General features: G+C 63.9%; 14 protein-coding genes and 2 pseudogenes. 8 read left to right on the forward strand and 8 right to left on the reverse strand.

All coding sequences use genetic code 11. The features are described 5' to 3' along the window. A pseudogene (locus E3O18_RS02070) lies at positions 1-230 on the forward strand (ABC transporter transmembrane domain-containing protein); the annotation flags it as partial. Positions 231-493: 263 nt separating this feature from the next. Here E3O18_RS02070 and E3O18_RS02075 read toward each other — a convergent pair. Genes E3O18_RS02075 through speB form a run of 4 tightly spaced genes read right to left on the reverse strand, consistent with a single transcriptional unit; the run spans position 494 to position 3,997 of the window. Next, positions 494-1,174, reverse strand: a complete 681-nt coding sequence (locus tag E3O18_RS02075; RefSeq protein ID WP_134417347.1) for a cyclase family protein — start codon at positions 1,172-1,174, stop codon at positions 494-496. Then, a complete protein-coding gene (locus E3O18_RS02080) occupies positions 1,155-2,531 on the reverse strand; it encodes a cytosine permease (RefSeq protein ID WP_134417349.1) in 1,377 nt (458 codons plus the stop codon). Before E3O18_RS02080 ends, E3O18_RS02075 begins: the two co-directional genes overlap by 20 nt. Positions 2,532-2,560: 29 nt before the next feature. Further along, positions 2,561-2,956, reverse strand: a complete 396-nt coding sequence (locus E3O18_RS02085) for a nuclear transport factor 2 family protein (protein WP_104194493.1) — start codon at positions 2,954-2,956, stop codon at positions 2,561-2,563. 42 nt (positions 2,957-2,998) lie between these two features. After that, positions 2,999-3,997: an agmatinase gene (gene speB, locus E3O18_RS02090; protein WP_134395297.1), complete on the reverse strand. Its 999-nt coding sequence runs from the start codon at positions 3,995-3,997 to the stop codon at positions 2,999-3,001. A 102-nt stretch (positions 3,998-4,099) separates the two neighbouring features. Between speB and E3O18_RS02095 the strand changes: the two genes are divergently transcribed. Further along, a complete protein-coding gene (locus E3O18_RS02095) occupies positions 4,100-4,684 on the forward strand; it encodes an XRE family transcriptional regulator (protein ID WP_104100433.1) in 585 nt (194 codons plus the stop codon). On the opposite strand, the gene E3O18_RS02100 is transcribed toward E3O18_RS02095, so the two are convergent. Beyond that, on the reverse strand, positions 4,650-4,943 hold the full coding sequence (locus E3O18_RS02100; protein ID WP_134395298.1) for a hypothetical protein: 294 nt from the start codon (positions 4,941-4,943) through the stop codon (positions 4,650-4,652). The genes E3O18_RS02095 and E3O18_RS02100 overlap by 35 nt on opposite strands. Positions 4,944-5,028: 85 nt before the next feature. On the opposite strand from E3O18_RS02100, the gene E3O18_RS02105 reads away from it, so the two are divergent. After that, the gene (locus E3O18_RS02105; RefSeq protein WP_134396027.1) at positions 5,029-5,277 is read left to right on the forward strand and encodes a hypothetical protein; all 249 of its coding nucleotides are present in this window, start codon (positions 5,029-5,031) and stop codon (positions 5,275-5,277) included. Positions 5,278-5,492: 215 nt separating this feature from the next. On the opposite strand, the gene E3O18_RS02110 is transcribed toward E3O18_RS02105, so the two are convergent. Together E3O18_RS02110 and E3O18_RS02115 are read right to left on the reverse strand one after the other, a co-directional pair. Then, positions 5,493-5,801 (reverse strand): hypothetical protein, encoded by a 309-nt coding sequence (locus tag E3O18_RS02110; protein ID WP_206750809.1) that lies wholly within the window; start codon positions 5,799-5,801, stop codon positions 5,493-5,495. Between the two features lie 264 nt (positions 5,802-6,065). Continuing rightward, the gene (locus E3O18_RS02115; protein ID WP_134417353.1) at positions 6,066-6,356 is read right to left on the reverse strand and encodes a histidine phosphatase family protein; all 291 of its coding nucleotides are present in this window, start codon (positions 6,354-6,356) and stop codon (positions 6,066-6,068) included. A 747-nt stretch (positions 6,357-7,103) separates the two neighbouring features. Here E3O18_RS02115 and E3O18_RS02125 point away from each other — a divergent pair. Further along, positions 7,104-7,697 carry a DUF6036 family nucleotidyltransferase gene (locus tag E3O18_RS02125; protein WP_134395303.1) on the forward strand — a complete coding sequence of 198 codons (594 nt, stop codon included), beginning with the start codon at positions 7,104-7,106 and terminating at the stop codon, positions 7,695-7,697. Between the two features lie 278 nt (positions 7,698-7,975). Here E3O18_RS02125 and E3O18_RS02130 read toward each other — a convergent pair whose 3' ends face one another. Next, positions 7,976-8,944 carry a DUF2188 domain-containing protein gene (locus tag E3O18_RS02130; RefSeq protein ID WP_134417355.1) on the reverse strand — a complete coding sequence of 323 codons (969 nt, stop codon included), beginning with the start codon at positions 8,942-8,944 and terminating at the stop codon, positions 7,976-7,978. A 480-nt stretch (positions 8,945-9,424) separates the two neighbouring features. Here E3O18_RS02130 and E3O18_RS16720 point away from each other — a divergent pair, with 480 nt between their 5' ends. From E3O18_RS16720 to E3O18_RS02145, 4 genes and pseudogenes are all read left to right on the forward strand, one after another. Beyond that, positions 9,425-9,550, forward strand: a complete 126-nt coding sequence (locus tag E3O18_RS16720) for a hypothetical protein (protein WP_277870878.1) — start codon at positions 9,425-9,427, stop codon at positions 9,548-9,550. Between the two features lie 343 nt (positions 9,551-9,893). Further along, on the forward strand, positions 9,894-10,226 hold the full coding sequence (locus tag E3O18_RS02135; protein ID WP_277870879.1) for a type II toxin-antitoxin system RelE/ParE family toxin: 333 nt from the start codon (positions 9,894-9,896) through the stop codon (positions 10,224-10,226). After that, positions 10,201-10,532 (forward strand): annotated as a pseudogene (locus E3O18_RS02140) (HigA family addiction module antitoxin). Before E3O18_RS02135 ends, E3O18_RS02140 begins: the two are co-directional and overlap by 26 nt. A 231-nt stretch (positions 10,533-10,763) precedes the next feature. Beyond that, positions 10,764-11,510, forward strand: a complete 747-nt coding sequence (locus tag E3O18_RS02145; RefSeq protein ID WP_134417357.1) for a dihydrofolate reductase family protein — start codon at positions 10,764-10,766, stop codon at positions 11,508-11,510. The last annotated feature ends 138 nt before the right edge of the window (positions 11,511-11,648 follow it).

The raw sequence follows: 11,648 nt of genomic DNA on the forward strand, positions 1-11,648 counted from the left end.
CCCTGATCGTCATGCTCAGCACGTCCTGGCTCGTGACGGTTCTCGCCGTGATCATGCTCCCCATCTTCCTGGTACCCGCGCGCCGCATGGGCAGCCGCCTCGCCGCGCTGCGCCGCGAGGCCGCCGACCACAATTCCGCCATGAGCACGCAGATGACCGAGCGCTTCTCCGCGCCCGGCGCCACCCTCGTCAAGCTGTTCGGCCGGCCCGACGAGGAGGCCGAAGAGTTCCGCGTCCGCGGCTCCCGGGAGGAGTAAAAGATGGGTTTGTGATGGGGTAGTCAAATCTCTTAACCAAAAAAGTCCCGGAAACCCTTGAGTTTCCGGGACATTTGGTGGGCTGTTTACGAAAGCCAGCAGGGCGCGGATCGGCGGTGAGGGTTGAACTCCATTTCCTCCGCAGCCCTCATTCTTTTCCTCCAGGAAGGCCAGCGCCTGACCACTGACTCCCGATCTGACCCAGCGCGAGGCGCGAATTCATTCGCTGCTCGGCCTCAGACGAAGGCGACCGCGCGAACCGGCGCCCCGTCGCCGCCAAGTCGCAGGGGGAAGAAGCCGATCCGTACCTGTGGGGGCAGGTCATCCAGTCCGCAGAGGTTCTCGACGATCAGCCCGCCGCGGCCCAGCACGACCTCGTGCACGGGAAAGGCGGCCGAGGACGTACCGGTCGGGTCGGGACTCAGCGTGTCGACCGCGAGGATCCGCATCCCGCGAGCGACGAGCTCGCTCGCAGCACCGGCATCGAGGACCGGATGCCGCACTGCGCGGGCGTCGCCGAACCACCGCGCCCAGCCCGTGTCGATCACGACGATCGGGGGCAATCGATCCGGTAGCGGATGCTCCGCATTCAGCCGGTCCCACCCGTATACCTCGCCCTCGGCGAGCGCTCGCACCCGCACCACCAGCGCGTCGCCGAGGAGCTCGTCGAGGGCCACATCGGCCATTGTCCGGCCGCCGGGGACGGTATGGGACGGCGCATCTATGTGCGTCCCGGTATGAGACCCCATTCGCAGCCCCGTCACGGCCACCCCGTCGCGGTCGAGGTCCAGCGCGGCGTCGACGTGGACCGCCGGGTCGCCGGGATACACCGGCATCCCGTCGGTGATCGGGTGGGTGAGGTCCCGGAGCGCCGTGCGCGGCGGCGCTCCAGGGCCGTCAGCGAGGGGTGTCGGCATCGGCGAGGTGCTGGCTGGGCTCGAAAGGCGTCTTGCTGCGGCGCGCGAGCGAGAAGGCCAAGTACACGGCGAAGGTCAGGAGGAATGCGGGAACGGTCGCACCGAACGGAAGCGGCCACACGTACGCCCACACGTAGGCGGACACCGCACCGACCACCCACGACGCGACAGCGAGCCAATTGATGCCGCCGGTGTACCAGTAGCGACCGCCTTGAGCCTTCAGGATGTCGGCGCTGTAGCTGCCGCGAGCGACGATGTAGTAGTCGACGATCATGATCGCGAAGATCGGTGCGAACAGGGCACCGATCGTGACCAGGAAGGTCGTGAACTGGGCCAGCAGACCGAAGAAGGTCGAACCGATGATCGAGATGAGCCCGAGGACGATCGCGGTGGGCAGGAACTTCACCCGGCGGCCAGGGAGCGCGTTGACCACGCTTGTGACCATGCCGTAGACGACCATCGTGTTCGTCGCCATCACGGATAGGAAGATCGCGACCGCGAACAGGGCGCCGAAGGGTTCGATGATCGTCACAGGGTCGAACGCCATCGCGTCGCCGCCCCGCAGGACGACGTAGCCGATCGCGCTCGCGCCGAGCGTCATCGAGATCACCGTCGACAGGGTGTAACCGATTCCCGAGCCGACCACGCCCGCGCGGGTCGTCGATGCGAAGCGGTTGAAGTCGGCCGAGAGCACCGTCCACGATATGGCGGTCGCGACCACGACATCGAACGCCAGTCCCGGGGAGTAGAACGGCTCGAGCGTCGCCGGGATGGCCGCGAACTCTGCCGGCGGGAACGTAGAGAACGCTACGACGAAGATGTAGGCGGCGATCGCGAGGATGACCGCGGCGAACCACGGTTCCACCCGAGCGACTCCGGCGTGGCCGAAGATCGCGAGGATCACGACGATCGTCTGGCAGAGCACCGCGAAGATGACGGGGTTCGAGAACCCGGTCATCGACGCGACGATGTAGTTGAGGGCGATCCCGGCGAGCATCGCCTGCACCCAGCTCCAGCCCATGAGGATGACCACGTTGGCGGCCACCGGCAGCAGGCTCCCGCGCGTCCCGAACGGTCCGCGCGTGATTGCCATCGTCGGCAGGCCGGTGCGCGTTCCGATCGCACCGACCGTCACGAGCACTGCTGCTCCGACGATCGTTCCGCCCACGATCAGAGCGATGACGAGGCCGAACGGCACATCCGGCACGAAGAGCGTGCCGGTCAGAAGGGTGGTGACCACAAGGTTCGCGGCCAGCCAGATCATGAGCACGCGGCCGAGCGAGTAGGTTCCGCGAACCGGGCCCGCGTCATCTGAGTTGGTGTCCAGTCGGCGTTCAAGAAGGGTGTAGAGCGACATCTTTGGGCTCCTCTATGAATAGGGACTGGTCAGGGCTGGGGTGACAGGTGTTCGTGGATGGCGATGAGACCGGCAGAATCAGACCGGAAGACGATCGTTTCGCGCTCCCGGTAAGACATGGGTCCGTCCGCGGTGCTCACGCTCGTGCTGACGGAGTGGGTGAAGACGGCTCCGCCGGGAAACACCTGCACCGCGGCCGCGCTCGATGCGCAGGATTGCACGCTCCAGCCGCCGCCCACCCATTCCTCCCACATGGCTTCGTAGGCAGCCCGGTCCTCGATTCGCGCAGGTTCGGTGTGGAAGACGAAGGTTGCGTCAGGTGCGAAGAGTGAGAAGTAGCGCGGGCCGTCGGTGGCGGCGAACGCCTCGACGATGGCGGATGCCGCGGCACGGACTTCTTCGTCCGTTGGGGTGGGCAGTGTCATGGGTGTCTCCTGCGTCGGGCTTGTCGGTCGGGTTCGGGACTTCTACGTCAGGTCGGGGCTTTGTCGGTCGGGGTGGGTCACCCCAGGCGCCATCGCGCTCAGCAGCTCGTAGACGATGTGGCTGGCCGCGACAGCGGTCAGCTGGGCATGGTCGTACGCGGGGGCGACTTCGACCACGTCGGCGCCGATGATGCGCAGGTCGGCCAGGGCACGCAGCATCCGTAGTAGTTCTCGACTCGTGAGCCCGCCCGCCTCCGGAGTTCCTGTTCCCGGCGCGTGGGCGGGGTCGAGTACGTCGATGTCGATCGAGATGTAGAGCGGCGCGTCTCCGACTCTGGCGCGGATGCGTTCGATGGCGGCCGCGACGCCGTGCTCTTCGACGAATTCGCTCGTGACGATCGCAAAGCCGAGCCGGGCGTCGTCTTCGAGGTCGTCCTTCGAGTACAGGGGGCCGCGAATTCCAACGTGCATGCTCGCGGTCAGGTCGATGATGCCTTCTTCGGACGCCCGCCGGAAGGGGGTCCCGTGAGTCATCGGCGCCCCGAAGTACGTGTCCCACGTGTCGAGGTGGGCATCGAAGTGCAATACCGCGACGGGCCCGTGCTGCGCGTGCGCGACGCGGAGCAGCGGCAGAGCGATCGTGTGGTCTCCGCCGATGGCGACTAGTCGGTCGGCGTGCTCGCTGAGCTGGCGCGCGCCCGCCTCGATCTCGGCCACGGCAGCAGCGATGTCGAACGGGTTCGCGGCGATGTCGCCGGCGTCGGCGACCTGCTGGGCGTCGAACGGGAAGACGTCCTGCGCAGGGTTGTACGGTCGCAGTAGGCGCGAGGCCTCGCGCACATGCGCGGGGCCGAACCGAGCACCGGGTCGGTAGCTCACTCCGCTGTCGAAGGGAATCCCGACGATCGCGATGTCTGCCCGCTCGACCTCGTCGAGCCGCGGGAGTCGCGCAAAGGTCGCGATTCCGGCAAACCGGGGCACGACACTCGCGTCCACCGGCCCGCGGGGCTCATCCGTAGCATCTTTGCTGAACGGTTGCATATTTGACAACTTTCGGTACGCTATAGACAACTTCAGCGCTACCCTACGCTGCCCCGTGCAGATCGTCAAGGACGAATGTGTGAGCAGCTTCGAGGAGGAACTGTGCGCGCCATCCACCCCACCGCCGAAGGCACCGCGACACCCATCGGCGCCAAGCTGCGCTCCGCGCGCACCGCTCAGGGCATGTCACTCGCCCAGGTCGCTCAGACGACGGGCCTCAGCAAGGGCTTCCTCAGCCGGGTCGAGCGCGACGAGACGTCACCGAGCGTGGCAACGCTTGTCCAGTTGTGTCAGGTGCTCTCGTTGCCCGTCGGAGCGCTCTTCGCCGAGCCCGACGTTCACCATGTCGCGTACGCCGACGCTCCGCGGATCAACTTGGGCGGAGTGCACGCCGACGAGCGACTGATGTCGCCGCGCGGCGAGGAGCGGGTTCAGCTGCTGCGATCAGAACTCGAGCCGGACGCGCACGGCGGGACCGATCTGTACACGATCAACTGCGACGTCGAAGCGCTCCACGTCGTCTCGGGATCACTCACCGTGCGATTCGCCGGTCGCACCGTGGCCGTCCACGCCGGCGACGCACTGACCTTCCCCGGTCGAGAGCCGCACACCTGGCAGGTCGAGGGCGGCGAGCCAGCCGTCGTGCTGTGGGTCATCGTGCCCGCGCCGTGGAGCGGCTCGGCCTGACCGAGACCGCGTCGTATTCGAACCCCAGCGCGCAGATCAGCGCAGGCAGGGGCGCGGCCGCCCCGAAATCGTTGAGGAATCCGCTGATGGCATCCAGGAGCCCGGCAGATAAAACCCTGTCCAGGTCGGGACCGAGGCCGGTCATCCACTTCGTCCCTTCCGCAGCGCGGTGGTCCGCCACAGCTTCGTCGACGCGTTCGAAGGCGACGCTCGGGCCGGCGAAGTCGAACTCGGCCGCCCGCAGCACATCCGGGTCCACGTCGACCGCTTCACGCTAAAGCCTGTCCGCGTCTCACTCTGAACGTTAGGCTTGCTAACAGAACCCTTGAGATCGGAGGAGCAGCATGAATGGTGACGGCACACAGAATGAACCGATCCAAGACCAGCATTCTCAATCGGACGAGGACAAGGTGGCGGGGATTCTCGCACAGGAGGAAGCTGACCTCGCCGGCCACAGCGAACACCAAGTCCTCGACGCGCTGCGTGAACGATTCGCAGATGCTGGACACACTGTGAGCGAAGAAGCACTCCAAGACCATGCGCGTCGAATCGCCGGTCTCGACCCGAACGATTTCTCCAGCAAGACACGATGACTTCCAAGCGACGATGCAGCGCCACCATCGCGGAGGCCGACAGGTTCTGNGATCAAAACCGCGTACCCAGGCCAGCGACAAACAGTAGCGTCGCCGCGGTCGGATGCCAGAAGCGGGAGCGAGTGACCTCTAACTCTCTCCCGGCTTCATCAGCAACGGGGTCGTCCCGTCCCCTTCCCAGTATCGCCAGGAACAGAGATCTCAATAAAAATCGATCAACGATGGTTCGGCGACCGTAAGGTGGTGCGCGAGGGAGAATGCTCCGCACGGTCCCGGATGCCCCGGAGCATACGCTCGGTCATGAGGAAGCTCACCATCTCGATCGGCTTTACGTGCACCTTGGCCCAGTCGGTGAGGTACGCGTACCGCTCGCGAACGACATGCCGCGTCGACCCGTCGGTTCGAGGTTGAAGGACAAACGCCCACGTGAAGTCGTAGGGCGCTCCGACGCCCGAGCCGTCGAGGGCGACCGCTCCGCGCAACACGAGATGGTGCTCATCCTTGAGATGGACAACCGACAACACGACCTCGGGAGCACCCTTCGGCCGGGCTGACAGGATTAGAACCTGCGACCCCTTGAAGGCTCAGGCCTTAATTCTGTCTTCGCCGAATATCTCGCAAACTCGCGGATTCCCTTGTGCGTACAGGGAACCGGGCGGTTCACTGCCCCCAATTGTACTTCGTCTAATTGGGTCGAATCGAGATGAATGTGATTAGTAAATGATGACCGTTTGAACCGTCGCGGTCGGCACCGCGATCCCAAGTCCTTCAGCACCTTGTGTCGCAACTTAGGACTCTGAGGGCACCAAGGGCAGTTCGGCTCCGTAGTTCCACGACAAGATGGCCGGCTGCTCACGGTAGAAGCTGAGCAGGGCGACTGATCCAGCATCCAGGGTGATTTGAGCACCGAATCGAGGGGCCATCCTCAGGTACACGGCGGTGAGAATGCGCAGGAAATGGCCGTGCGCGATCAGGGCGACATTTCGACATCGCTGCCGGGCCAAGACGTGTTCATGTGAACATCTCCCGCGTCCACGGCGATCGTTCTGGTTAGGCGTTCGCCGGGTCAGATGACGCATGTCGGCTCGACGGGTTCGGCGGCAAGCTCCTCGACCTCGGCGCGCCCGGTCGCATAGTCTTCGGCCCACCGCGTTGCCGCGAACATGTCTTCAACGAGGGCATTGCGTTGTCTACGCAGACGACTGCGGTGCTATTATCGGATACGTAAACTTATGAGGTGAGATTATGACCGCATCATCGCTTTTCCTTCGCTCAATTCGTCGCACCCAGGGACTGTCGCAAGGGGTCGTCGCTAAGCGCGCCCAAACCTCTGTGCCGGCTCTCTCGCACATCGAGAATGGGAGGCGTGAGCCAAGCGCAGCAACACTGGACAAGCTGCTGCTCGCCACCGGCAACCGCCTGGGCGTGGTGCCTACCCGCCGAGCAGGGTCTTTAGAAGCTGGTGCTGCAATCCGCGACGAACTCACGAGTGGTGATGTGCCGTCCGCGTTTCGAAGCTTCATCCAGTTCAGTGACAATTTGGCGGCTGAAGACGGCGTCACGCGTGTCGTCCTTGCAGCGAACGAGCCTGAGCCGACTGGTTCCGTGCTGTGGGACGCCGCCCTGGCAGCGGTCTCCGAGTACTGGCTTCGACGGGATGGACTCCCTATCCCTCAGTGGGTTGAGTCCCCCAGTCGTGCCGTGCCACAGCGAACGATCCTTTCAGGCAGCGCCTACACGAGGACGATTCGGGATGAGAACGTGCCGGCAGAGTTCTCCCGTCGCAACATAGCGCTAGACAAGTCCGTCCTGGCGAGTGTCTAAGAATGCCGCAGAGCGCTAACCGTCTTGGCCGAGCCGACCTGATCGACGGCCTCCACGACCTTGTCCAACGTCTGCATGGCGACGGTCAGAGCACCGCTGTGTATCTCATTGGAGGCGCCGCATTGTCCCTTCGATACATCCCTGATCGTGGCCTCACCGACGATATCGACGCGAAGATCCATCCCTCTGCCCGAGCACTGGAGTACGCCCTCGAGATCGCCGACGACCGAGGGTGGGGTGGCGACTGGCTGAACACCCACGCGGAAACATACATCCCCATCGCGAAGGACCCCGGCTGGGAATCCCTCTACGACGATGAATGTGTGTCCGTGTGGGTGGCCTCACCTGAGTGTCTGCTCGCCATGAAGCTCAAGGCCTCCAGGCCCGGCCGCGATGACGACGACATCGCGGTCCTGCTTGCTCTGGTCGGCATCAATTCCGCGGACGAGGCGGAGGAATTGTTCGAGGAGTACTTCCCCGGGGAAATACTCCAACCACGGGCATTCGACATACTGGATGACATCTTTCATCTAGGACTGCCACCGGTGCCCGCAGCCCCGCCGGCTCCAGAACTGGGACCGTCCCGGAGCAACTAGCGACCCAGAAACGAATGTTGTCGCCAATCTGGCAACGCAGCAAGTGACGACCGGTACTCGTGGCTCGGCGCAGTGGTCACGGTACCGAGTGGAGGGGCGATCTCGGTTCGGGGGGATGCCGGCACCGCACACGAGCTGCTCGGCCGCCGCGGCTGACCGGTCAGGGCGAATCACCCGAAGGTCACCGATTAGTCGGCGGGTACTCGGAGTCGAGTCGATGAGCGAGCCGGCCACCGCAGGATTCTTTGGCTAAGGTCCTTTCGCCCAAGCGACCTGCGCTAACTCGGCGAAGCACCGGGTAGCTGCGCCTGCCTCATCAGGGTGGTCTTGACACGGTGAGCGGCCTGCCACCCAATCGCTACCCCGACTACTGCGCCAAGGAACAATCCCAGAAGCCCATAGGTGGCGACGCCTGCGACTGCCACGTACCAGATGACAATCGCGAGCAGCATGAACGCTATCGCGAGGAACCCCTCTCGATTCTTCGGGATCGGCGCGAAGATCCGGTACAGCTCGGGCGAGGCCAACGCCGTGGGCGTCGCTATCGTCGGTCCTCCGACGACACCGGCAAGCACGCTGGAAACCCCGAAGCCTCCGCCGATTGTGGCCAGATAGTGACCCGCACTCCATCCGACTGGGCCAAGAATTCCGACGAAGGTGGCGACCGAAATTCCACCGGACCAGGCGATAGTCGCGAGGTAGACCGTCCAGTATGTTGCTCCAAGCGTTTCCGCTCCCTGCAAGTAGACGACGCCGAACGCGGCCAGGGCTGGCAGCACGACGCTCAGTGTCAAATTGATGCCCTGGCCCGTCCCTTTGAAAAAGAGGTTCGCGGGACTCCCGTCCCTTGTGTCGAGCAGGCTCGTCAGTGCTGCTTCACCGTCGTCGCGGCCGTCTTCGTTAGCGTCGTGTGTCTCCCCGCTGGCATTGGCCAACACCGAGAACGCAATATTTGCTCCAGCGACGAGTGGCGGCCCGGGGTCGGCCGACGATTTGCTCGGCGCGCTATCTGGCAAGGGGCCCGTATCCTGTTGCTGTTGTGCCGGAGCGCGAATATTGCTCCGCAGTTGCCCATCCAGACCACATACTCTGATCAGACCGCCCCCTGGGGTGAGGCTCTTGCGGCCTGCGGCGATCGCGTCGCTTTGGGTGGCGTGTGTGGAAATCGTCGTGTCGGGGCTAAACGAGCTTCGAAGGGCCCATTTGGGCACGTGCGCACCAGGGGTGACTACACGGATGCTGTCCATCAATTACCTCCAGGTCGTGATTGACCGAAGTATGCGCCGAACGTGGTGCCTGCGCCAGAGCCAAGGATTGCGCGAAAGCGTAAGACCGCAGATCCACGACCGCCAAATCGGCATCATCAGTACCGCGACGGACAAAGTGAACCGTCCCCGGCTTTTGGCCGCTTCTACGCAGATGCTTGCCGCGGCCGGTCCCCTGCCGTGGACGAGCCAGTCTCAGACCGTCAAGACCGGAATCCCAAGGGAGGAGACCAGCTGGCCGATGTCCATCGTCGCCTCCAACCCCACGCCTCGAGGGACGGGGACGCGGGAGACGGGGAGGAAGGAGATTTCTCGTTCGTGTTCATACCCTCGACGCCGAGGGCGTGTTGCTCGAGGTCGGAGGACAGCTCGCCCCCTCATCGACGAGGTCGACGCGCCGGTGGCGGCAAATTCGCCAGGACACCGGGCTGGACTGGGTCACCGCACACGGTCCGCAAGACGGTGGCGACCCTGATCTCGGAGCGGGTCGACACCCAAACAGCGTCCCAGCAGCTCGGCCACTCATCCCCCGCCATCACCCGCGAGTTCTACATCTCCAAACCCGCCATCGCCGCCGACGTTGCCTAGGTGCTCGAAGAACTAGCCCGTCCAGAGATGACTGAGCCGCCATCCACCCTTCGCCGAATGACTCGGAAGACTCGCGGATTCCCTTGTGCTTACAGGGAACCGGGCGGTTCACTGACGCCAATTCTAACCGGTCGATTTCGGTCGGCCAAGAACGATTCTGATGGGTAAGTGATGGGCTCTGAACGCCTACTCGAGGACCAGAAGTAAGGGCCGGGCCGAACACCTGCCCCGCGGCAGATTCGATGGCACAGATCTGGCAGTCCGCCGCACAGCGTTGTTGAGCCACGGGGCGGCGCGGTTGCCTCTGCCTGCCATTGGTGTCGCGGGCGTCCTCGTGCCCTGTATGGAATTGATAACGATTGACGGTAATAACGCTGAGCGTTATGCTAATCGTGTGATCCAGACGTTCGCAGAAAACGACACTGAGCGCGTCTGGCAGCGGGTCCATGTGCGCAAGGTTGGCCCCGACTTGCAGCGAATCGCGAACCGAAAGCTACTGATACTCGACGCCGCTGAAACCATCAATGACCTGCGCGTTCCACCGGGCAACCGTCTCGAACAGCTGCAGGGCAACCGAAACGGCCAACACAGCATCCGAGTCAACGACCAATGGCGCATCTGCTTCACGTGGACACCCGCTGGGCCAATAGATGTCGAAATCACCCACTATCACTGAGGAGATATTGTGACTGCCGCACACGAGCCCATTCACCCCGGCGAGATTCTTCTCGAAGAATTCCTCACTCCGCTTGGCATCAGCCAATACCGTCTTGCCCAGGCGATCGCCGTGCCCCCGCGCCGCATCAACGAGATCGTTCATGGCAAACGAGGTATCAGCCCGGACACCGCCCTTCGGCTGGCACGAGCACTCGGCACAACGGACCGATTTTGGATGAACCTCCAGACCCGATACGACCTTGACGTACAATTTGCTGCTCACGCGGGAGAGCTCAACCAGATCCGGTCACTCCTGAGCGCCTAGCGAGGCCGATGCGCCCACTGAGGGTTCCCCAACACCACTCCCCCGAGACTTCGGAATCTTCGCGACTTGGCGCTGAATCTGCGTCCGTCGAGGTCCGACTTGCGGACCATTAAAGGCGGTCACCGTGGAGCCGGGGGCGAGTTGTAGGGTGGTGCCGAGCCCGGCCAGCGCTAATTCAAAAAGCTAGCGTGTAGGCGCCCCTGCAATCGTGGCTCGGCGAAGGGAGTGGTCATGGCCGGCCGGTTCGTTTACTGGATGAATGTCTCGCTTGATCTCTTCATCGAGCGCGAGGTGGGTGAGCACGGTGACATCGGAGGGCCAAGTTGGATCCGCCTGGGCGAGCCGCTGCATCGCGAATTCAACGCTCGCGCGCGGGCGCTGGCGATGATGGTTCAGGGCCGCAAAGTCTACGAGATGATGGATCCGTTCTGGCCGAACGCTCGCACAGACGAATCCCTTCCGGGCTTCCTGCGCGAGTACGGCGAGATCTGGACGGACAAACCCAAGGTGCTCGTTTCGCGCACGCGCACCACGGCCGAACACAACACGCGCATCATCGGCGACGACAACGCGATCGAACAGCTCGCCGTGCTGCGGCAGGAGACGGACGGAGAAATCGGCATCGGTGGCGCGAACCTCGCCACCCAGCTGATGCGGGCTCACCTGCTCGACGAGCTCTGGCTGTTCACGCACCCTGTCGTGCTCGGAGCCGACCGGCAGCTCTTGGACGCTCTCGACCAGCCTCTCGAGCTCGACCTCTTGGAACAGGATTCGTTCGACCAAGGAGTGACGATGCACCGGTACGCGGTACGCGGTGCGCGGGGCACGTTAGGGGTCACTTTGTGGGCCCTAACGGCGATCAGCAGCCGGACAGTGCCGTGGAGACGATCACGCCGAACGGCGTGGTGGGGATCCCGCTCGTCATCCACTCGTCGTCACTGTTTGCGAAGGTGGGATAGGTGTCAGCCAACGTTGTGACGACGCGGTCGATCAGACGCTCGCGAAGGTATCTGCCCATGCAAGAACGCCGCGTTCGGCGAACTCGTTCGGCACGTCATCACGTTCGGGCGCGGGGTCGGCCGGGTCGACCCGGAACACGACAGGTTCGGTCAGTGC

The sequence above is a fragment of the Cryobacterium sp. TMT2-42-4 genome, assembly GCF_004402645.1.
In the GTDB taxonomy this organism is placed as follows: Bacteria; Actinomycetota; Actinomycetes; order Actinomycetales; family Microbacteriaceae; genus Cryobacterium; species Cryobacterium sandaracinum.